The sequence below is a fragment of the Streptomyces sp. NPDC006733 genome, assembly GCF_040636125.1.
In the GTDB taxonomy this organism is placed as follows: domain Bacteria; phylum Actinomycetota; class Actinomycetes; order Streptomycetales; family Streptomycetaceae; genus Actinacidiphila.
In genome coordinates, this window is the sequence record NZ_JBEYJD010000001.1 from 329548 (window position 1) to 349916 (window position 20369).

General features: G+C 72.9%; 16 protein-coding genes. 10 read left to right on the forward strand and 6 right to left on the reverse strand.

Annotated features, from left to right (window positions below; translation table 11 throughout):
* Window positions 1-152: 152 nt before the first annotated feature.
* Window positions 153-749: a TetR/AcrR family transcriptional regulator gene (locus ABZ721_RS01500; protein WP_358786488.1), complete on the forward strand. Its 597-nt coding sequence runs from the start codon at window positions 153-155 to the stop codon at window positions 747-749.
* Window positions 750-891: 142 nt separating this feature from the next.
* Window positions 892-3150, forward strand: a complete 2259-nt coding sequence (locus ABZ721_RS01505) for an MMPL family transporter (protein ID WP_358786489.1) — start codon at window positions 892-894, stop codon at window positions 3148-3150.
* 216 nt (window positions 3151-3366) lie between these two features.
* On the opposite strand, the gene ABZ721_RS01510 is transcribed toward ABZ721_RS01505, so the two are convergent.
* Both ABZ721_RS01510 and ABZ721_RS01515 read right to left on the reverse strand, forming a co-directional pair.
* On the reverse strand, window positions 3367-3867 hold the full coding sequence (locus tag ABZ721_RS01510) for a methylated-DNA--[protein]-cysteine S-methyltransferase (protein ID WP_358786490.1): 501 nt from the start codon (window positions 3865-3867) through the stop codon (window positions 3367-3369).
* Entirely contained in the window at window positions 3867-5348 is a 1482-nt protein-coding gene (locus ABZ721_RS01515) for an AlkA N-terminal domain-containing protein (RefSeq protein ID WP_358786491.1), read from the reverse strand. Before ABZ721_RS01515 ends, ABZ721_RS01510 begins: the two co-directional genes overlap by 1 nt.
* A gap of 157 nt (window positions 5349-5505) precedes the next feature.
* On the opposite strand from ABZ721_RS01515, the gene ABZ721_RS01520 reads away from it, so the two are divergent.
* Window positions 5506-6342 carry an isocitrate lyase/phosphoenolpyruvate mutase family protein gene (locus tag ABZ721_RS01520; protein WP_358786492.1) on the forward strand — a complete coding sequence of 279 codons (837 nt, stop codon included), beginning with the start codon at window positions 5506-5508 and terminating at the stop codon, window positions 6340-6342.
* Window positions 6343-6378: 36 nt separating this feature from the next.
* Here ABZ721_RS01520 and ABZ721_RS01525 read toward each other — a convergent pair whose 3' ends face one another.
* The 3 genes from ABZ721_RS01525 to ABZ721_RS01535 all read right to left on the reverse strand — a co-directional run bounded on the left by ABZ721_RS01525 (window position 6379) and on the right by ABZ721_RS01535 (window position 9733).
* Complete coding sequence (locus ABZ721_RS01525; protein ID WP_358786493.1) at window positions 6379-6645, reverse strand: DUF2630 family protein; 267 nt, start codon at window positions 6643-6645, stop codon at window positions 6379-6381.
* Between the two features lie 119 nt (window positions 6646-6764).
* Complete coding sequence (locus ABZ721_RS01530; protein WP_358786494.1) at window positions 6765-8813, reverse strand: MDR family MFS transporter; 2049 nt, start codon at window positions 8811-8813, stop codon at window positions 6765-6767.
* 155 nt (window positions 8814-8968) lie between these two features.
* Window positions 8969-9733, reverse strand: coding sequence for a MerR family transcriptional regulator (locus tag ABZ721_RS01535; RefSeq protein ID WP_358786640.1), 765 nt, complete (start codon window positions 9731-9733; stop codon window positions 8969-8971).
* A gap of 242 nt (window positions 9734-9975) precedes the next feature.
* On the opposite strand from ABZ721_RS01535, the gene ABZ721_RS01540 reads away from it, so the two are divergent.
* The 4 genes from ABZ721_RS01540 to ABZ721_RS01555 all read left to right on the forward strand — a co-directional run bounded on the left by ABZ721_RS01540 (window position 9976) and on the right by ABZ721_RS01555 (window position 13654).
* Window positions 9976-11484, forward strand: a complete 1509-nt coding sequence (locus ABZ721_RS01540; RefSeq protein WP_358786495.1) for an NAD(P)/FAD-dependent oxidoreductase — start codon at window positions 9976-9978, stop codon at window positions 11482-11484.
* On the forward strand, window positions 11481-12464 hold the full coding sequence (locus tag ABZ721_RS01545) for an alpha/beta hydrolase (RefSeq protein ID WP_358786496.1): 984 nt from the start codon (window positions 11481-11483) through the stop codon (window positions 12462-12464). The genes ABZ721_RS01540 and ABZ721_RS01545 overlap by 4 nt, the downstream gene beginning before the upstream one ends.
* Window positions 12461-13357 (forward strand): SDR family oxidoreductase, encoded by an 897-nt coding sequence (locus ABZ721_RS01550; RefSeq protein WP_358786497.1) that lies wholly within the window; start codon window positions 12461-12463, stop codon window positions 13355-13357. Before ABZ721_RS01545 ends, ABZ721_RS01550 begins: the two co-directional genes overlap by 4 nt.
* Before the next feature lie 105 nt (window positions 13358-13462).
* Window positions 13463-13654: a hypothetical protein gene (locus ABZ721_RS01555; RefSeq protein ID WP_358786498.1), complete on the forward strand. Its 192-nt coding sequence runs from the start codon at window positions 13463-13465 to the stop codon at window positions 13652-13654.
* Between the two features lie 154 nt (window positions 13655-13808).
* Here ABZ721_RS01555 and ABZ721_RS01560 read toward each other — a convergent pair whose 3' ends face one another.
* Complete coding sequence (locus tag ABZ721_RS01560) at window positions 13809-17258, reverse strand: S41 family peptidase (RefSeq protein ID WP_358786499.1); 3450 nt, start codon at window positions 17256-17258, stop codon at window positions 13809-13811.
* 139 nt (window positions 17259-17397) lie between these two features.
* On the opposite strand from ABZ721_RS01560, the gene ABZ721_RS01565 reads away from it, so the two are divergent.
* The 3 genes from ABZ721_RS01565 to ABZ721_RS01575 are packed head-to-tail and all read left to right on the forward strand — an operon-like array spanning window position 17398 to window position 20058.
* Entirely contained in the window at window positions 17398-18504 is a 1107-nt protein-coding gene (locus ABZ721_RS01565) for an energy-coupling factor ABC transporter permease (protein ID WP_358786500.1), read from the forward strand.
* A 1-nt stretch (window position 18505) separates the two neighbouring features.
* Window positions 18506-19270, forward strand: coding sequence for a cobalt ECF transporter T component CbiQ (gene cbiQ, locus ABZ721_RS01570; protein ID WP_358786501.1), 765 nt, complete (start codon window positions 18506-18508; stop codon window positions 19268-19270).
* Complete coding sequence (locus ABZ721_RS01575) at window positions 19267-20058, forward strand: ABC transporter ATP-binding protein (RefSeq protein WP_358786502.1); 792 nt, start codon at window positions 19267-19269, stop codon at window positions 20056-20058. The genes cbiQ and ABZ721_RS01575 overlap by 4 nt, the downstream gene beginning before the upstream one ends.
* Window positions 20059-20369 lie beyond the last annotated feature (311 nt).

Genomic DNA, 20369 nt, shown 5'->3' on the forward strand with positions numbered 1-20369 from the left:
GGGGGAGGGCGTAAAGCCGGACGTATGGCCTGCATAAAGACGGACAACGTGACCCACACCACCCATCGAAACGTTGTCGTTTCGATGGAGGGTGTTCTATTCTCGGGGGAGTCAACTGTACGAAACCGTTTCGTTTGGATGGGAGGCCGAGGATGTCGACGGACGCCCCGGCACGCCGCACCAGGCTCACCCCCGAACGCGAGCAGGAGCTCTACGCCGCGGTCGTCGAGTTGCTGCGGGAGGTGGGGTACGAGGCGCTCACCATGGACGCCGTCGCCTCGCGCACCCGCTCCAGCAAGGCGACGCTCTACCGGCAGTGGAAGGGCAAGCCCGAGCTGGTGGCGACCGCGCTGCGGCACACCAAGCCGGTGCGGATCGAGGACATCGACACCGGATCCGTGCGGGGCGACCTGCGCGAGCTGGTGCGGTGCCACGACGCGACCGGCGACACGGAGCGGGACCGCGACCTGATGCGGGCGCTCGGCCAGGCCGCGCACCAGAACCCGGACCTGTTCCAGGCACTGCGGCAACTGCTCATCGAACCGGAGATGGCCGCCTTCGACGGCATGCTGCAACGTGCCGTCGAGCGTGGCGAACTGGCGGCCGACGCGCCGGCCAGGAAATTCGTACCGCACATGCTGATCGGCGCCGCGATGGGGCGGCCGCTGATCGAAGGGGTCGAGACCGACCTCGACTTCGCCCTGCAGTACATCGACGCGGTGGTACTCCCCGCCCTGCGCCTGACCTGATCCGACCGGGTGGACGACTCCGCCTGATCCACATCCGCATACGCCCGGACCCTCGGAACAGCCCCACCTGACACGCCGCTCTCGTCGTCGGGCAGGCACCGTACGCCCTTTTTCCCTCGACCTGACGGGAGCGCCGCGAACCGTGGCCACTTTCCTCTACAAACTCGGCAGGCTCGCCTTCAGGCGTCGCCTCTACGTCACCTTCGCCTGGGTGGCCCTGCTGGTCGTCGCCGGTGTCGGCGCCGGCTCGGCTGCCACCTCCACGTCCAACAGCTTCTCGATACCCGGCACGGAGGCCCAGAAGGCCTTCGACCTGATGGAGCAGCGCTTCCCGGACGCCAGCGCCAACGGCGCCTCCGCCCGCGTGGTCTTCACGGCCGGCGGAAAGAAGGTGGACGTCGGCGCGGAGAAGGCCGCCGTCGAGGACGTCGTCAAGGAGCTGAAGAGCGGCGGGCAGGTCAGCTCGGTCGCCGACCCCTTCGAGTCGAAGGCCGTCAGCGACAAGGGCACCACCGCCTACGCGTCCGTGAAGTACAAGGTCACCTCGATGGAGCTGACCGACAAGGACCGCGACGCGCTCAAGGACGCGGCGCAGCACGGCCGTGACGCCGGGCTCACCGTCGAGATCGGCGGTGACGCGCTGCAGGCGATGCCGGAGACCGGCGCCACCGAGATCATCGGCATCGGCATCTCCGCCGTCGTCCTGCTCGTCACCTTCGCGTCGCTGGTCGCCGCCGGGCTGCCGCTGCTGACCGCGCTGATCGGCGTGGGCATCGGCGTCTCGTCGATCACCGCGCTCGCCAACGTGCTGGACCTGGGCAGCTCCACGTCCACCCTCGCGATGATGATCGGCCTCGCGGTCGGCATCGACTACGCGCTCTTCATCGTCTCGCGCTTCCGGCACGAGCTCACCGAGGGACGCGAACCGGAGGACGCCGCCGGCCGAGCCGTCGGCACCGCCGGGTCCGCGGTGGTCTTCGCGGGCCTGACGGTCCTGATCGCGCTCGCGGGCCTCGCCGTCGTCAACATCCCGATGCTCACCAAGATGGGTCTCGCGGCGGCCGGCACGGTCGCCATCGCGGTCCTCATCGCGCTCACCCTGATCCCGGCGCTGCTCGGCTTCGCCAAGTACCGCGTGCTCGGCCGCAAGGTGCGCAAGGGCCTGACGGGCGCCGGCGCCGGGAGCGCCGCGTCCGCGGCCTCCACCGGCTCCACCGCTCCCGAGAAGAAGCCCAACATGGGCACCCGCTGGGCGCGCTTCGTGCTGCGCCGCCCGATCTGGGTGCTGGTGGTGGGTGTGCTCGGCCTGGGCGCGATCGCCATCCCGGCGGCCAGCCTGGAGCTCGGCCTGCCCGACGACGGCTCGCAGCCCGTCAGCACCACGCAGCGCAAGGCGTACGACCTGCTGTCGGACGGCTTCGGCCCCGGCTTCAACGGCCCGCTGATGATCGCCGTGGACGCCGCGCACAGCGACGACCCCAAGGCCGCGCTCGACAGGATCTCGCAGCGCATCACCACGATGGACGACGTCAAGAAGGTCACGGAGCCCGCCTTCAACAAGGCCGGCGACACCGCGATGCTGACGGTCGTCCCGAAGTCCAAGCCCAGCGGCCTGGAGACCGAGGACCTGGTCCACCAGATCCGCGGCCAGGCGGCCGGGCTGAAGTCCGAGACCGGCGCCGTGACCCTGGTCACCGGCACGACGGCGATGAACATCGACGTGTCGCAGAAGCTCAACGACGCGCTGCTGCCGTACCTGGCGCTCGTCGTCGGCCTGGCGTTCCTGCTGCTGATGGTGGTCTTCCGCTCGGTGCTGGTGCCGCTGAAGGCGGCCCTGGGCTTCCTGCTCTCGGTGGTCGCCGCCCTCGGCGCGGTCGTCGCGGTCTTCCAGTGGGGCTGGCTCGCGAGCCTGCTCGGCGTCGAGCAGACCGGGCCGATCATGAGCATGATGCCGATCTTCATGATCGGCGTGGTGTTCGGTCTCGCGATGGACTACGAGGTCTTCCTCGTCACCCGCATGCGGGAGGCGTACGTGCACGGCGAACGGCCCGGCCAGGCGATCGTCACCGGCTTCACGCACGGCGCCCGGGTCGTCGCCGCGGCCGCGGTCATCATGATCAGCGTCTTCGCGGGCTTCATCGGCTCGTCGGAATCGATGATCAAGATGATGGGCTTCGGGCTCGCCATCGCTGTCGCCTTCGACGCGTTCGTGGTGCGCATGGCGATCGTCCCGGCTGTCCTCGCCCTCCTCGGCAAGGCCGCCTGGTGGCTGCCGCGCTGGCTCGACCGGATCCTGCCCAACGTCGACGTCGAGGGTGAGCAGCTCCAGAAGAACCTGGCCACGCAGCCGGCCGGCCCGACGGACGCGTCCGAGCGGGCGCACGAGCCGAGCCGCATCTGACGCGGCACACGAACCGGGGCCGCCGGTAGGCGGAGAGCTCGACGGCGGCCCCATGACGCGCCTGCCCTCGTGGGGACGGGGGGATGGCGCGCAGGACAGGGCCCGGCGATTCGCCGGGCCCTGTGTCGTACCCCGAGGGCCGCCTGTCGGACCTCGGGCCGTCTGCCGGGCTCCGGGGGCGCCGCCGAGTTCACTCCGACCCCCGGACGCCCCGGCTCAGAACAGCACCGCAGGCTCGTGCGTCCCCTTCTCGAAGGCCAGCAGCCAGCGCTTGCGCTCCAGCCCGCCCCCGTAGCCGGTCAGCGACCCGTCCGAGCCGACGACGCGGTGGCACGGCACGACGATGCTGATCGGGTTCTTGCCGTTCGCGAGCCCGACCGCGCGCGACGCGCCCGCGTTGCCGAGCAGGTCGGCCAGCTGCCCGTAGGAGCGCGTCTCGCCGTAGGGGATGTCGCACAGGGCGGACCAGACGCGCTGCTGGAACGGGGTGCCCAGCAGCGTCATCGGCAGGTCGAACTCGCTGAGCTCCCCGGCGAAGTAGGCGGCGAGCTGCTCCTCGACGGCGCCGAACGGGGAGTGGTCGCGCTCGCCGAACGTCTCCTCGGCCGGCAGGTGCCGCTGCTGCGTCATGTACAGGCCGCACAGCGTCCCGTCGAGGGCGACGAGGGTCAGCGGGCCGCAGGGGGAGTCGATCACGGTGTGAGTGCGGACGGACATCACGCGGCTCCGGTCGTGGGAAGGGTGTTGACGGCATGGTCGCCGGTCGCCCACAGGTACTGGACGGCGTAGGCGCGCCAGGGCGCCCACGCGGCGGAGTGGCGGGTCAGGGCTGCGGGCGTGGTGGGCAGGCCCAGCTCCTTCGCGGCCCAGCGGATGCCCAGGTCGCCCGGCAGGAACGCGTCCGGGTCGCCGAGCGCGCGCATCGCGATCGACTCGACGGTCCACGGGCCGAACCCCGGCAAGGCGGACAGCTGCGCGCGGGCGCGCTGCCAGTCGCTGCCGACGTCGAGGTCGATCTCGCCCCTGGCCAGGGCGGCGACCAGCGTGGTGAGGGTGGTGCGGCGGGTCTGCGGCATCGCGAGCGCCGCCGGGTCGAGGGCGGCCAGCGCCTCCGGCTCGGGGAAGAGGTGGGTCAGCCCGCCCGCCGGGTCCTCGACGCGCTCGCCGTGCGCCGTCACCAGCCGTCCGGCGTGGGTCCGGGCGGCGGCCGTCGAGATCTGCTGGCCGAGCACCGCGCGCACCGCGAACTCCGGCCCGTCCGCGACCCGCGGCACGCGGCGGCCGGGGGCCTTGGCGACCAGCGGCGCCAGCACCGGGTCCGAGCTGAGCTGCGCGTCGACCGCGACCGGGTCCGCGTCGAGGTCCAGCAGCCACCGGCAGCGGCTGATCGCGTGCGCCAGGTCCCGCAGGTCGGTCAGGCGCAGCCGGCACGCGACGTGGTCGGGCTGCGGGCGCAGGGAGACGATGCCGGGGCCGTGCGGCAGCCGCAGGGTGCGGCGGTACGCGCCGTCCCGCCACTCCTCGACGCCCGGCACCGCCGTGGCCGCCAGGTGCCCGAACAGGTTGTCCGGGCAGAGCGGGGCCCGGAAGGGGAGCCGCAGCGACAGCTCGCCGGGGGTGGCGGCCGGGCGGCCCTTGGCGACGCGGGCGCGCAGCTCGGTGGGGGAGAGGCCGAAGACCTCGCGGACGGTGTCGTTGAAGGTGCGGATGCTGGAGAAGCCCGCCGCGAAGGCGGAGTCGCCCATCGGCAGCGTCGTCGTCTCGATCAGCAGCCGGGCGGTCTGGGCGCGCTGCGCCCTGGCCAGCGCCAGCGGCCCCGCGCCCAGCTCGGCCAGGAGCTGCCGCTCCACCTGCCGGGTGCTGTATCCGAGCCGGGCCGCGAGCCCCGGGACCCCGTCCCGGTCGACGACGCCGTCCGCGATCAGCCGCATGGCGCGCGCCACGAGGTCCGCCCGCTCGTTCCACTGCGGGGAACCCGGGCTCGCGTCGGGCCGGCACCGCTTGCAGGCGCGGAAGCCGGCCTGCTGGGCCGCCGCCGCACTCGGGTAGAAGCTCATGTTGCGGACCTTGGGCGGCACCACGGGGCAGCTCGGCCGGCAGTAGATCCTGGTGGTCAGCACCGCGGTGAAGAACCAGCCGTCGAACCGGGCGTCCTTCGACTGCACGGCGCGCACGCATCGCTCGAAGTCGGTGTGCATGACTCCAGGATCACTCCGGGTCACGGCACCGGTCTAGCGAGAATCCGACATGTAGGTCGGGGCGGGGGAACCGACCGCCCGAGCGCCCGCCCGGCCCTCGACGTCCATGTCGCGAAACCGCCGGACGGAGGCCCGCCCCGGCTGATGGACTGTCCCCATGACTACGTCGAACCTCCGTGCCAAGGCCCAGCTCCTCCACTCCCTGCACACCCCCGGCCGTCCCCTCGCCCTCGCCAACGGGTGGGACGTCGCCAGCGCGCGGATCATCGAGGAGGCGGGTGCGGCGGCCGTCGCCACCACCAGCTGCGGTGTCGCCTGGAGCCTCGGCTACGCCGACGGCGACCGGCTGCCCCGCGAGCTCGCGCTCGCGCTGATCGGCCGGATCGCGTCGGCGGTCGGGGTGCCGGTCTCGGCCGACATCGAGAGCGGCTTCGGGGACGACGCGGAGGGGGTCGCGGAGACCGTGCGCGGGGTCATCGCGGCCGGGGCCGTCGGCGTCAACATCGAGGACGCGCTCGCGGACGGACCCGAGCCGCTGCGCACCGCCGCCGGGCAGGCGGAGCGGATCGCCGCCGCCCGCCGGGCCGCCGACGAGGCGGACGTCCCGCTCTTCATCAACGCGCGCACCGACGTCTACCTGCGGGCCGTCGGCGAACCGGGGGAGCGGCTCGGTGCGGCGCTGGAGCGTGCCGCCGCCTACATCGCGGCGGGTGCCAGCGGGATCTTCGTGCCCGGGGTGACCGACCTCGCGGTCGTCGCCGAACTGGCGAAGAACATCGCCGCCCCGCTGAACATCCTCACCGGGCCGGGCGGCCCCTCCGTCGCCGAACTCGCCGAGGCGGGAGCGGCCCGCGTCAGCATCGGCGGGCGGATGGCCGAGGCCGCGTACGGGGTGGTGCGGCACGAGGCCAGGGAGTTCCTGGCCGACGGCACGGTCACCCCGGCGGTGGACGGGCTCGGGTACGGCGACCTCCAGGCGCTGTTCACGCGCTGAGGTCCGGCCACCGGCGGGCCCGGCGGTCCGGCGCCGTCAGGAGTCGTAGTTCTCGACGGTCGACTCGGACCGGACCCGGGCCCGCCCCGGGTCCTCGCCGGCCTCGTTCTTGGCCCGGCGCTGCCGCAGCAGGTCCCAGCACTGGTCGAGTTCGCGTTCCAGGGCGGCGAGCCGGGTGTGCTCGGTGGCCACGTCGATGCTGCCCTCCGCCAACTGCTCGCGCAGGGCCTTCTCGTCGGCGACCATCGTCCTGATCCTGGCGAGGATCGCGTGCTCCGCCTTGCTGTCGTCGGGCTGGGCCATGGGGTGCCTCCTCATATCGGGGATGATGCGGTCCGTGCACGAGCGGAGTCCGTGCACGAGCGAAGCGAACACGGGCGGAGTCCGTACACCAGCACAGGATGGCTCCGTCCTCCCGCGGTTCACAGGGCGGTGCGCTCCCGGTGCGCCTCCTCCTCGTCCAGCAGGCGGGCGGCGATGCCCTCGACGGCCCGGTCGAGCCGGGCCCGGTCCTCCGGATCGGAGACGTCCCAGTCGTCCAGGCGCTCGTCGAGCCAGCGCCGCCACGCCCCGGCGAGCAGGTCGATCTGCGCCCGGCCGGCGTCGGTCATGGCCAGCCGCTCGCCGTCGAAGTCGGCGTATCCGGCCCGGGCGATCGTGGTGAAGGCCGGTTCGAGGACCTCGCCCGGCATCCGGTGGGCCTGGGCGACGGTGCTGAGCCGGGCTCCGCCCTGGAGCCTGCCGCGCCAGTGGACCTGGCCCAGCGCCCACGCCTGGCCGGGCGTCAGCGGGCTGCCGGAGTCGGCGAGGATCCGCAGCGAGACCGGCTCCTCGGCCTTGGCGCGGCGCATCACGTGGGCGATGGAGCGCTCCAGCTGGCGGTCGGCGTCCGCGGAGTTGGGGGCGGCGAAGGCGTCGCCCATGTCGGAGGCGCCGGCCCGCGCGCTGTCGCGCAGCGGCACCTCCTTGAGGAACCAGGCGACGACGAAGCCGACGAGGGCGACCGGTACGACCCACTGGAAGACGTAGTTCACGGTGTCGGCGTAGGCGTCGACGATGTGGGTGATCCGGTCGGCGGGCAGCGCGTGCAGGGCGGCCGGGCTCTGCACGGCGGCGGGGCTGATGCCGGGCGACTGCGCGAAGGCCGCTTCGAGGTTGGGGCCGAGCTGGTTGCTGTAGAGCGTGCCGAAGATCGCGGTGCCGAAGGCGCTGCCCAGCGTGCGGAAGAACGTGACGCCCGAGGTCGCGGAGCCCAACTCGTGGTAGGGCACGGTGTTCTGCACGGCGATGGTGAGCACCTGCATCGCCAGCCCGATGCCGAGGCCGAGCACGAACATGTACAGGGACTCCAGCCACACGCCGGTCGACGCGCCCATCGTGGACATCAGGTACAGGCCCAGCGCCATGACGGCGGTGCCGGCGATCGGGAAGACCCGGTAGCGGCCGGTGCGGCTGACGACGATGCCGGAGAGCATCGAGGTGCCGAGCAGCCCGACGACCATGGGGAGCGTGCGGACGCCCGAGACCGTCGCGGACACCCCGTCCACGTACTGCAGGTACGTCGGCAGGTAGGTCATCGCGCCGAGCATCGCGAAGCCGACGATGAAGCTGAGCACCGAGCAGACCGTGAAGACGGGGCTGCGGAACAGGTGCATGGGGAGCATCGGCTCCTTGGCGCGCAGCTCCACGAGGACGAACGCGACGAGCGCCAGGACGGAGCCGACGAAGAGGCCGATGATCGTCGCCGAGCCCCAGGCGTACTCGTTGCCGCCCCACTCCAGGGCGAGCACGAGCCCCGAGGCGCCGAGCGCCACCAGGACGATGCCCAGGTAGTCGATGGTGGGGCGGGTGGCGGTCCTGATCGACGGGATCGTGCGGGCGGCCATCGCGACCATGACGATGGCGACGGGCACGTTGATGTAGAAGCACCAGCGCCATGACGCGTGGTCGGTGAACAGCCCGCCGAGCGTCGGGCCGACGACGGTGGTGACGCCGAAGACGGCGCCGAGCGCGCCCTGGTACTTGCCGCGCTCGCGCAGCGGGATGACGTCCGCGATCAGGGCCATCGCGGTGACCATCAGCCCACCGCCGCCGATGCCCTGGACGGCGCGGGCGACGATCAGCATCCCCATGCCGTTGGCCAGGCCCGCGACCACCGATCCGGCGACGAAGACCACCGCGCTGACCTGGAAGACGATCTTTCGGCCGAACAGGTCACCGAACTTGCCGACCAGGACCGTGGAGACGGTCTCGGCGAGGAGGTACGCGGTCACCACCCAGGCCATGTGCCCGGCGCCGCCGAGGTCCGCGACGATGGTCGGCAGGGCGGTGGAGACGATGGTCTGGTCGAGTGCGGCCAGCAGCATGCCGAGGACGATCGTCACGAAGACGACGTTGGTCTGGCGGCGGCTGAGCGGGGACGGGCCCGTGGGCGGTCCCGTCGCGGAGCCGGCCTCGGCGAGCGTGGTCATCGGGCCGGTACCTCCTGAGCCGGGGGCGGGTCCCCCTCAGGATTGGACGCGGTACGGCGTTCCGCCACCGCTGGTACGCCCGCCGGGGCCGCCGTACGTCCTGACGGCGGCGTACCCGCTCACGACGCCGTACGTCCCGGTGACGCCGTGAGTCCTCACGCCACCGGAGCGTCCGGGGTGTCCGCGGTGCCCGGCGGGTCCTCCGGTGCCGCGGTGTCCCGCAGCCACTTCTCCAGCTCGATCCGCACCCGCCGGTCCATGGCCAGCGCCAGCTCCGCGTCGACCACGTTCTTCGCCAGCGGGTGCAGCCGCTCCATGGCCTCGGCGAGCCTGGTCACCTCGTCGGGGGGCAGGTGTTCGGCGGCGGAGTCCACCACGTGCTTGCGGATGAGGACCGTGAACAGGTCGGCGAGCGCGTCCACGTGGACGCGTACGGACCGGCCGGTCTCCAGCACGGCGGCCAGCGGCACGCCCTCGCGGACCAGGGCGGCGGACGCGTCGAGCAGCCGGCGGCTGGTGTGGACGACGTCCTCGCCGTCGACGGCGATGTAGCCGATGTCCAGGGCCGCCGTCAGGTTCTCCGGGGTGACGTCCCCGCCGAAGTAGTCGGCGAGCTCCTCGGGGGTGAGCCGCACCGGGGTCTCCTCGGACCACGGCGTGATCAACGCGCCTTCCAGGCCGAGCAGTTCGGCCACGCCGTCGAGCGTCCGGCCGTTCTCCCAGGCGCCGATCAGCTCGGCGATCCCGCCGAGGGTGTGGCCGCGCTCCAGGAGGGCGGCGATCGTGTGCAGGCGGGCGAGGTGCGCCTCGCCGTACCAGGCGATGCGGCCCTCGCGGCGCGGCGGCGCGATGAGCTTGCGCTCGCGGTAGAAGCGCACGGTGCGGACGGGGATGCCGGCCGCCTCGGCCAGCTCCTCCATCCGGTACTCGCGCCCGGAGGGCTGCTCCCCGCCGTCCCGCCCCGGCTGCTCCCTGGTTTCCCGCACGTCCTCGGCCACCTCGTCAGCCTATGCGGTCCCCCGGCGGCGTCGGACTGGTGTGCACGCGGATCGGGTCCGTTCCTTCTTGGGTGGCCCCGACCCCTACCGCCGGTAACCGCGGTGGTCTACGGTACAACCGTGCCAGTGATTGCTGGCGTGATTGAAGGCAGAGAGGCGGCGCCATGGCTGAGCACGTGCGGGTGGCGGTGATCGGATCAGGGTTCGGCGGGCTCGGCGCGGCCGTACGGCTGCGTCGTGAGGGCATCACGGACTTCGTGATCCTGGAGCGCGCCGCCTCGGTCGGCGGCACCTGGCGGGACAACAGCTACCCGGGATGCGCCTGCGACGTCCCCTCCCACCTGTACTCGTTCTCGTTCGCGCCGAACGCGGACTGGCCCCGGACGTTCTCCGGCCAGCCGCACATCCGCGCGTACCTGGAGCGGGTCACCGACACCTTCGGGCTCCGGCCGCACCTGCGCTTCGACTCCGAGGTGCTGAAGGCGGCCTGGGACGAGGACGCCAAGCACTGGCACATCACCACCTCGCAGGGCGAGCTGACGGCCGACGTCGTCGTCTCCGCCACCGGCCCGCTCTCCGACCCCAAGCTGCCGGACATCCCCGGGCTCGACACGTTCCCCGGCGCGGTCTTCCACTCCTCGCGCTGGGACCACGACTTCGACATCAAGGACAAGCGCGTCGCGATGGTCGGCACCGGCGCCTCCGCGATCCAGATCGTGCCGTCCATCCAACCGCAGGTGAAGTCGCTGACCGTGCTGCAGCGCACCCCGCCGTGGGTGATGCCGCGGATGGACCGCGGCATCAACAAGGCCGAGCGGTGGCTGCACGGCACGATCCCCGGCACCGCGAAGGCGCGCCGCGGGCTGCTCTGGCTGATCAGGGAGTTCCAGGTCGGCGCGTTCGTCAAGCGCCCGCAGCTGATGAAGGCGACCGAGCAGATCGCCAAGAACCACATGCGCCGCGCGATCAAGGACCCGGCGATGCGCGCCAAGCTGACGCCGGACTACACCATCGGCTGCAAGCGGATCCTGCTCTCCAACGACTACTACCCGGCGCTCGCCCAGCCCAACACCGAGGTCGTGACCTCGGCGCTCAAGGAGGTGCGCGGCTCGACGATCGTCACGTCGGACGGCACCGAGCGCGAGGTCGACGCGATCGTCTTCGGCACCGGCTTCCACGTCACGGACATGCCGATCGGCGACCGCATCACCGGCGTCGGCGGCCGTTCGCTGGCCGAGCACTGGAAGGGCGGGATGGCCGCGCTGCGCGGCACCACGATCGACGGCTTCCCGAACCTGCTGCTGATCATCGGCCCCAACACCGGCCTCGGGAACAGCTCGATGATCCTGATGATCGAGTCGTCCATCAACTACGTCGCCTCCTACCTGCGCACCCTGGAGCAGACCGGAGCCGCCGCGCTGGACGCCAAGCCGGCAGCGGTCCAGGCGTGGAACGCCGAGATGCAGCGGCGCACCGCCCGCACGGTGTGGAACACCGGTGGCTGCAAGAGCTGGTACCTGGACGCCGAGGGCCGCAACACGACGGCCTGGCCGGGCACGACGGCCGAGTTCCGGCGCGCCACCCGCGAGCTGCGGCTGGCGGAGTACGACGTGCTGCCGGCGCCCGCGCGCACGGCGGAGCCCGTCGAGCCGGCGGAGGTGGCCGCGTCATGAGCCGGACCACCGCGAAGGCCGCGACGGCGGGCCTGGCCGCCGATAGCCCGTTCACCCTGCCCGCCCCCCGCCGCGAGCTGGTCGTGCACTCGGCGGACGGCACCCGGATCCACGTCGAGGAGCACGGCCCGGCCGACCGGCCGACCGTCGTCCTGATCCACGGCTGGACCTGTTCCACGCTCTTCTGGGCGCCGCTGATCCGGAACCTGTCGGCCGACTTCCAGGTGGTCGCCTACGACCAGCGCGGCCACGGCCGCAGCGGCGTCCCCGACCGCACGGGGTACAGCACGCGGGCGCTCGCCGACGACCTGACGGCGGTGCTGGAGGCCGTCGTCCCCGAGGGGCGGCGGGCGGTCCTGGTCGGGCACTCGATGGGCGGCATGACGCTGATGGCCGCCTCCGGGCGCGCCGCCGTGAAGTCCCGCACCGCCGCCACCCTGCTGGCCAGCACCGGCAGCGGGCGGCTGCTCGCCGAGACCCAGGTACTGCCGCCGCGGTTCCGCTCGAAGAAGGTCCGCGACGGCTTCCACCGGCTGCTGCTCGGCTCGCGCGCCCCGCTCGGCCCGGTCAGCGCGGTGTCGCGGGCCGCGCTCAAGTACGGCGTGATGGCGGCGGGTTCGACGCCCGAGCAGGTCGCCGCGACCGCGCGCGTCGTGCACGCCTGCCGGACCCGGCCGCGCTCCGCGTGGGGACGGGTACTGGCGGGGCTCGACCTGGACGCGGCGCTCGGCGGGCTCACCGCGCCGACCGCCGTCCTGGTCGGCTCGGCGGACAAGCTCACCCCGCCGGTGCACGCGCGCGGCATGGCCGCCGCGCTGCCGCACTGCGTGGGCCTGACCGAGCTCGACGGCCTCGGCCACATGACACCCATCGAGGGCACGGACGCGGTCGCGGACGTCGTCCGCGGTCTGGTCAGGGACCACCTGCCGAACCACCCACCGGTCCGGGAGAACCTTTCCGTGAAGGAGAAGACGGTATGAGCCAGTCGTTGAACGGGCAGGTCGTGGTCGTCACGGGTGCCGCCCGCGGGGTGGGCGAGCTGCTCGCGCGCAAGCTCGCGCGGCGCGGCGCCAAGCTGGCGCTCGTCGGCCTGGAGCCCGACCAGCTGAAGGCGGTGGCGGAGGGGCTCGGCGGCGGCGCCGCGCACTGGGTCGCCGACGTCACGGACCTCGCGGAGATGGAGCGGGCCGCGGCCGAGATCCTGGCGCACTTCGGCCGGATCGACGTCGTGGTCGCCAACGCGGGAGTGGCGACCGGCGGTCCGTTCCTGGACTCCGACCCCGTCGCGTTCGAGCGGGTCATCAGCGTCAACCTGCTCGGCAGCGTCACCACCGCACGGGCCTTCCTGCCCGCGCTGCTGCGCTCGCGCGGCTACCTGCTGCAGATCGCGTCGCTGGCGGCGATCACCCCGGCGCCGATGATGACCGCGTACTGCGCGAGCAAGTCGGGCGTCGAGGCGTTCGCGCACAGCCTGCGCGCCGAGGTCGGCCACAAGGGCGTCAAGGTCGGCGTCGGGTACCTGAGCTGGACCGACACCGACATGGTGCGCGGCGCCGACGAGGACGAGCTGATGCGCCACATGCGCGCCAAGCTGCCCTGGCCGACCAACCGCACCTACCCGCTGGAGCCGGCCGTCGAGCGGATCGTCGCCGGGATCGAGCGGCGCTCGCCGCACGTGTACGCCCAGTGGTGGCTGCGCGGCATGCAGTCGATCCGCGGGTACCTGCCGTCGGTCATCGGCGGCGCGCTCGGGCAGCGGGAGATGCGGAAGGCGGAGCCGAAGTTCGCGGCCACCTCGGGCACCCGGCGCGGGCTCGTCGGCCGGGGCGGGGAAGCGGACGAGGCGGCGCAGTCGTCACGCTCCGTAGGGTGACGAAGGCCTGGTCAGTGTGGGGTCTTCGTCCCGACATGCGAGGTGTGTCCACTCGTGTCAGTCTGATCGAGGCCCCATCCCCACTAGCTCCAGGAGGAGTAGATCATGGGCGCTTTCGACCAGTTCAAGGACAAGGCCGGCGACCTCTCGAACAAGGCCAAGGAGGCCATGGACGAGAAGCGGGACAAGTCCGCCAAGGGCGCGGACGAGACTCGCGACAAGGCTGCCGACATGCGTGACCAGGGCCGGAACAAGGCTCAGGACGCGGCCGAGGACGCCCAGGACAACTGGAGCTAGTCCGCTAGCGCGGCACGAACGGTGAAGGGGCGCACCCGCCACGGGTGCGCCCCTTCCTGCTGCCCTTCCTGCTGCCCTTCCTGCTGCCCTTCCTGCTGCCCTTCCTGCCCCGCTGGTCCGTTCCCTCCGAGGGGAGCGGACCAGCGGGAGCGGATCAGCGCGGCGGCAGGGGCGGTCGGCGGCGGTCCGGCCGCCGCGAGAGGTCCGGCGGGACGACGGCGGGGTGTTCGGCCAGCAGCGTGAGGGCCGCGTCCACGGCCACGCCCAGCTGCGCGTGTCGCCCCTCCGCCCAGTCCAGCGGGGTGCGCAGGGCCTCGATGTCGGGATCGACGCCGTAGTTCTCGACGCTCCACTCGTACGCGTCGAAGTAGCCCGCGTTCATCGGCACCGTGATCACCGTGCCGTCACCCAGCGTGTGCCGGCCGGTCATCCCGACCACGCCGCCCCACGTCCGCAGCCCCACCACCGGCCCGATGCCCAGCAGTTTGAACGCCGCGGTGATCATGTCGCCGTCGGAGGCGGTCGCCTCGTCGGCCAGCGCGACGACCGGACCGCGCGGCGCGTTGCTCGCGTACGAGACGGGCTGCGCGTTGCGGGTCACGTCCCAGCCGAGGATGGTGCGGGTGAGCTTCTCGACGACGAGTTCGCTGATGTGGCCGCCCGCGTTGCCCCGCACGTCCACGATGAGCGCCTCGTAGGCGACCTCCCTCCGCAGGTCGCGGTTGAACTGCGCCCAGCCGGAGCCGCCCATGTCGGGGATGTGCAGGTAGCCGCACCGGCCGCCGCTCAGACTCCGCACGACGGAGCGCCGTTTGGCGACCCAGTCCTGGTAGCGCAGCGGCCGTTCGTCGACCAGCGGGACGACGGCGACCCGGCGCGGGTGCCCCTCGCCGGGCGGGGTGAACGTCAGCTCCACCGTCGTGCCGCCCGCTCCCGCGAGCAGCGGGTACGGTCCCGCGCACGAGTCGACGGGCCGCCCGTCGACGTGGGTGAGCACCGCCCCCTCGCGGATCCCGGTGCCGGCCAGCGGGGAGCGCGCCTTGGAGTCCGAGGACTCGCCGGGCAGGATCCGCACCACCGACCACGTGCCGTCCTTGTTGCGCTGGAAGTTGGCGCCGAGCAGCCCGATCGGCCGCTGGTAGTGCGCGGGCCCCTCGTTGCGGCGGGCGGGGCTGACGTAGGCGTGCGACGTCCCCAGCTCGCCGAGGACCTCGCGCAGCAGGTCGGCGAACTCGTCCGGGGTGGCGACGCGTTCGACCAGCGGCCGGTACTGGTCGAGGACGGCCGGCCAGTCGATGCCGCACATGTCGGGGGCCCAGAAGTAGTCGCGGATGAGCCGGCCGGCCTCGGCGTACGACTGCCGCCATTCGGAGGGCGGGTCGACCTCGTGCAGGATCCGCCGCATGTCGACGTAGACGGTCGAGTCGTCGTCGCCGAGCTCGGTGGCCGGCAGGACAGCCAGCTCGCCCTCGTCGAAGACCGCCAGCCGCCGGCCGTCGCCGCTGACCGCGTACCAGTCCATGTGGCGGACCAGCTCGGTCCGCTTGGACTTGCCCAGGTTGTAGTACTCCAGGGTCGGCCGTGCGGAGGGGTCCGTCGGGTTGGTGAACGTCTCGCCGAGCGCGCCGGAGATCGGCCAGCGCAGCCACACCAGGCCGTTGTGCACCGGTTCCAGCGCCGAGTACTTGGACGCGGGGACCGGGAACGGCGTGACGCGGCTCGCCAGCCCCTCCGTCTCGACCACCACGGGACCGCCCCCGCCGCCCTCCGCCGGGTCCAGGCCGCCGCCGATCGGGCGGCCGTCGACGGGCAGCGCGAACGGCGACGGCGTCGCGGAGTTGAGCGGTACGAGGTAGGGGCGGCAGCCGAGCGGGAACGACAGGTCGCCGGTGTGCACGTCGTAGACGGGGTCGAAGCCGCGCCAGGACAGGAACGCCAGGTACCGGCCGTCGAGGGTGAAGACCGGCTGCTCGTCCTCGAAGCGGCCGTTCGTCACGTCGATGATCGTGCGGTCGGCGAGCTTGGCGATCTTCACCGAGCGCAGGGACCGCCCGATGTTGGGGTGGGACCAGGTCAGCCAGGCCGAGTCGGGGGAGAACGCGAGGTCGCGGACGGGCCCGTTGGTGGACCTGATCAGCTCGGTCACGGTCCCGGACGCCCGGTCCGCGTGGTCGGGGTCGGTCATGAAGCCGCCGCCGGCCCCGGCGCCGTTCTCGCCCGCGTGGCCCCCCTCGCCGGTGGCGACGAGCAGCAGCCGCCCGTCGTTCGCGGCGACGGCGAGCGTACGGCCGTCCGGGGACGAGACCAGTTCCAGCACCCGGCCCAGCTCGCCGACGCCGAGCCGGGGGCCGGTGCCGGTGACGGCGGCGCGGCCGGCGGTGCCGGTGGAGACGGGGGTCTGCGGAGGACCCGCGTCCGCGCCCGCACCGTCCTCGTCCTCGTCCGGGGCGTCGGGGCCGTCGTCCTCGTCGAGGCCCTCCAGCGCCGCCCGCACCGCCGGGCGGCTGGCCCGGCCCGGCAGCTGGGCGATCTCGATGCCGTCCTCGCCCTCCGCGTCCGTGACGAAGGCGATCCGGCCGGTGTCCCCGAGCATCTCGGGCAGCCGGACCCGCGCGCCCGGCTCGTCGGTGATGGTGCGGGCCGGGCCGTCGCGGTGGGTCAGCCAGTACAGGCTGCCCCGGACGCAGACGGCGCTGGCGCGGCCGGTCCGGTCGCAGGCCAGGCCGTCCAGGTGCGCGGCGGCCGGCACCTGGTAGGGCCGCCGCCCGGCGCGGGGGCCGCCCAGCCGGACCTCCAGCCGGCGCGGCCGGGCGCCGGGGGAGAAGTCGTCGACGATCCACAGCTCGCCCGCGCACTGGTAGACCACCCGCTCGCCGTCGGTCGCGGCGCTGCGGGCGTAGAAGTCCGCGTGGTCGGTGTGCCGGCGCAGGTCCGTGCCGTCCGGAGCGCACGAGTACAGGTTGCCGATGCCCTCGTGGTCTGAGAGGAACGCGACCCGGTCGCCGACGAACATCGGCGAGTTGAGGTGCCCGTCGATCCTCGGTGCCAGCCGCTCGCCGTGCAGCCACAGCCGTCCCGTCGCACCGCCCCGGTACCGCTTCCAGGCGTGCGGCTCGTGCGGCGGGGTGCCGCTCAGCAGCAGGGTGTGGCGCTCGCCCGCCACGTCGCTCACCGCGATGTCCGAGACCGGCCCCCACGGCAGCCGTCCGCCGGGGCCGCCGGTGGTGGGCACGCTGTGGGCCCAGGAGAAGTACGAGAACGGCTGGCCGTGCGAGGAGACCGCGAGGATCTGCCCGTCGGGCGTCCAGGAGCACACCCGGGTGTCGAAGCTGCCCCAGTACGTCAGCCGGCGGGCGGGCCCGCCGTCCACCGGGGCCAGGTGGATCTCCGGGTCCAGGCTGCGCCAGGAGGTGAAGGCGATCGTGGAGCCGTCCGGCGAGAAGCGCGGCGAGCCGACCCGGGTGCGGTCGGCCGTGACCCGCCAGGCCCGGCCGGGGGCGCCTTCGGGCGGCCCGAGCGGAGCGACCCAGATGTCGTCCTCGGCGACGAAGCACAGCAGTTCACCGTGGATATGCGGATACCGGAGATACGCGCCATCGATCACCTACCCCATGGTTCTGGGCATGGGGAGTGCGGGCAACTCGTGCGCGCCTCCGCTGCATCCAAACCGCTCTTGCACACCATTTGCAGGAAGCCGGTACCATCGAACGATTGGCCAGGAGGCAGCACTCAAGGGGAACCTCATGCACGTACCCGACGGATTCATCGACACGCCGGTGTCAGCGGCGACCGGTGTCGTCGCGATCGCTGCCGTCGCGATCAGCCTGCGCGGCGCCCGCCGTGAGCTGGACGAGCGCACCGCGCCCCTCGCGGGCCTCGTCGCCGCCTTCATCTTCGCCGTGCAGATGCTGAACTTCCCGGTCGCCGCCGGTACCAGCGGCCATCTGCTGGGCGGCGCGCTCGCCGCGATACTCGTGGGCCCCTACACAGGGGTCCTCTGCGTGTCCGTCGTCCTGCTGATGCAGGGCGTGCTGTTCGCGGACGGCGGGCTCACGGCGCTCGGCACCAACATCACCGACATGGCGATCGTGACGACCGTCGTCGCCTACGCGATCTTCCGCAGCCTGGTGAAGGTGCTGCCGCGCAGCCGCGCCTCCATCACCGCCGCCTCGTTCGCCGCCGCGGTCGTCTCGGTGCCGGCCGCCGCCGCCGCGTTCACCGCGATCTACTGGCTCGGCGGCACCACCGACATCCCGATCGGCAAGGTCGCCACCGCGATGGTCGGCGTCCACGTCCTGATCGGCATCGGCGAGGCCGCGATCACCGCGGCCACCGTCGGCGCCGTCGTCGCCGTCCGCCCCGACCTGGTCTACGGGGCCCGGGGGCTGAGCAAGCCGCTGGAGCTGCGCACCACGCCGACCGGCGCCCCGCTGGTGCCGGGCGCGGCCCGGCCGGCCACCGCGTCCGTCACCGTGGCCACCCCCGCGCCCGCTGCCGCCGTCACCTCGCCCGCGCCCGCCGGCCGCTCCAACCGTCCGGTCTGGATCGCGGGCCTGATCGCGGCACTGGTCCTCGCGGGCGGCGTCAGCTACTACGCCTCCGCCAGCCCCGACGGCCTGGAGAAGGTCGCCCACGACAAGGGCATCGACGAGAAGGCCAAGCCGCACGCGTCCGAGGACTCCCCGCTCGCGGACTACAGCGTCAAGGACATCGGCGACGCCCGGCTCTCCGGCGGCCTCGCCGGGATCATCGGCGTCGGCGCGACCCTGACCGTCGGCTCCGGCGTCTTCGTCGTCATCCGCCGCCGCCGCAACCACGCCGGCCTGCCGGTACAGGGCCAGGAGGCCTGACATGGGCGCCGGACACGCGCACCGGCTCTACCGGCACGGGCACTCGCCCGTGCACGGCATGCCCCCGCACTGCAAGATCGCGGCCGTCTTCGGCTTCGTCCTCGTCGTGGTCTCCACCCCGCGCGAAGCGGTGTGGGCCTTCGGCCTGTACGCGCTCCTGCTGCTGGCCGTCGCGTTCCGCGCCCGGGTCCCGATCCCGTTCCTGCTGCGCAGGCTCCTGATCGAGGTGCCGTTCGTCGCCTTCGCCGTCCTGCTCCCGTTCGTCGCGACCGGCCCGCACGTCGACTTCCTCGGCCTGTCGCTGAGCGAGAGCGGGCTGTGGGGAGCGTGGAACGTACTGGCCAAGGGGACGCTCGGCGTCGCCGCGTCCGTCCTGCTCGCCTCCACCACCGAACTGCGCGAGCTGCTGCTGGGCCTGCAGCGGCTGCGGATGCCGCCGCTGCTCGTCCAGATCGCGTCGTTCATGATCCGCTACGGCGACGTCATCACCGACGAGATGCGGCGGATGCGGATCGCCCGGGAGTCGCGCGGCTTCCGGGCCCGCGGCGTCCGGCACTGGCCGGTGCTCGCGAAGTCCGCGGGCGCGCTCTTCATCCGCTCCTACGAGCGCGGCGAACGCGTCCACCTCGCGATGGTCAGCCGCGGCTACACGGGCTCGATGCCCGTCATCGACGACGTCACCGCGACCCGGGCACAGTGGTCGCACGCCGCCGTGCTCCCCGTACTGGCCCTGGCCGTCTGCCTGGCAGGATGGACGCTGAGATGACCACAGAACCGACCCTCGACCCGCTCACCGGCGGGCAGCCGCCCTCGCTGGACGTCCGCGGCCTCGCCTACGCCTACCCCGACGGCCACCAGGCCCTCTTCGGGGTGGACCTGAGCGTCGCCCGCGGCGAGCGGGTGGCCCTCCTCGGCCCCAACGGCGCCGGCAAGACCACCCTCGTCCTGCACCTCAACGGCATCCTGACCGGCGGCGCCGGCACGGTCACCGTCGGCGGCCTGCCCGTCGGCAAGAAGCACCTCGCCGAGATCCGCCGCCGGGTCGGCATCGTCTTCCAGGACCCCGACGACCAGCTCTTCATGCCGACCGTCCGCGAGGACGTGGCCTTCGGCCCCGCCACGTCGGGGCTGCGCGGCGCGGAGCTGGAGGCGCGCGTCATGAGCGCGCTCGACCAGGTCGGCATGGCCGCCTTCGCGGCCCGCCCCCCGCACCACCTGTCCTTCGGACAGAGGCGGCGGGTCGCGGTCGCCACGGTGCTGGCGATGCGGCCGGAGATCCTGGTCCTGGACGAGCCCTCGTCCAACCTGGACCCCGCGTCCCGCCGCGAGCTGGCCGACATCCTCCGCACGCTGGACGTCACCGTCCTGATGGTCACCCACGACCTGCCGTACGCCCTGGAACTCTGCCCGCGCGCGGTCGTCCTCAGCGAGGGCGTCATCACCGCCGACGGCCGCACCCAGGAACTCCTCTGCGACGAGGACCTGATGCGGGCCCACCGCCTGGAGCTCCCCTTCGGCTTCGATCCTCGCTCGGTGACGGCGCCGGTCGCGTAACGGGGCCGGCCGTTACGCGCAGCGGGTGGGTGCGCACGGTGCGCGGCTGGGGTCGGCGCCGCCGCGGGGGTATCTCTCCCCCAACCTCCGGCCGGGGGTGCCCCCAGGGGCAAAGGCTCGTGCGGTTCTCAAACTTCAGGTCGGCTTCGTTCGCCGCCCTGCGGGGACACCCCCACACCGTCACCTCCGAGGCCGTATCGCGCCTGCCGGTGAGCGGGGCTGAGCGCATTTCCCAGGCCCGTCGCGTGGATGCCATTCCGCAGCCGCCAGGTGTGCAGACGTGGAACGGGGCCGACCACCGACCCCAGCCG

Excerpts from the sequence above, each read along its gene's own strand:
- ABZ721_RS01500 (WP_358786488.1), top strand. The coding sequence starts at position 153 with ATGTCGACGGACGCCCCGGCACGCCGCACCAGGCTCACCCCCGAACGC.
- ABZ721_RS01510 (WP_358786490.1), bottom strand. The coding sequence starts at position 3,867 with ATGTCCGTCCGCACTCACACCGTGATCGACTCCCCCTGCGGCCCGCTG.
- ABZ721_RS01515 (WP_358786491.1), bottom strand. The coding sequence starts at position 5,348 with ATGCACACCGACTTCGAGCGATGCGTGCGCGCCGTGCAGTCGAAGGAC.
- ABZ721_RS01520 (WP_358786492.1), top strand. The coding sequence starts at position 5,506 with ATGACTACGTCGAACCTCCGTGCCAAGGCCCAGCTCCTCCACTCCCTG.
- ABZ721_RS01525 (WP_358786493.1), bottom strand. The coding sequence starts at position 6,645 with ATGGCCCAGCCCGACGACAGCAAGGCGGAGCACGCGATCCTCGCCAGG.
- ABZ721_RS01530 (WP_358786494.1), bottom strand. The coding sequence starts at position 8,813 with ATGACCACGCTCGCCGAGGCCGGCTCCGCGACGGGACCGCCCACGGGC.
- ABZ721_RS01535 (WP_358786640.1), bottom strand. The coding sequence starts at position 9,733 with ATGGAGGAGCTGGCCGAGGCGGCCGGCATCCCCGTCCGCACCGTGCGC.
- ABZ721_RS01540 (WP_358786495.1), top strand. The coding sequence starts at position 9,976 with ATGGCTGAGCACGTGCGGGTGGCGGTGATCGGATCAGGGTTCGGCGGG.
- ABZ721_RS01545 (WP_358786496.1), top strand. The coding sequence starts at position 11,481 with ATGAGCCGGACCACCGCGAAGGCCGCGACGGCGGGCCTGGCCGCCGAT.
- ABZ721_RS01550 (WP_358786497.1), top strand. The coding sequence starts at position 12,461 with ATGAGCCAGTCGTTGAACGGGCAGGTCGTGGTCGTCACGGGTGCCGCC.
- ABZ721_RS01555 (WP_358786498.1), top strand. The coding sequence starts at position 13,463 with ATGGGCGCTTTCGACCAGTTCAAGGACAAGGCCGGCGACCTCTCGAAC.
- ABZ721_RS01565 (WP_358786500.1), top strand. The coding sequence starts at position 17,398 with ATGCACGTACCCGACGGATTCATCGACACGCCGGTGTCAGCGGCGACC.
- cbiQ (WP_358786501.1), top strand. The coding sequence starts at position 18,506 with ATGGGCGCCGGACACGCGCACCGGCTCTACCGGCACGGGCACTCGCCC.
- ABZ721_RS01575 (WP_358786502.1), top strand. The coding sequence starts at position 19,267 with ATGACCACAGAACCGACCCTCGACCCGCTCACCGGCGGGCAGCCGCCC.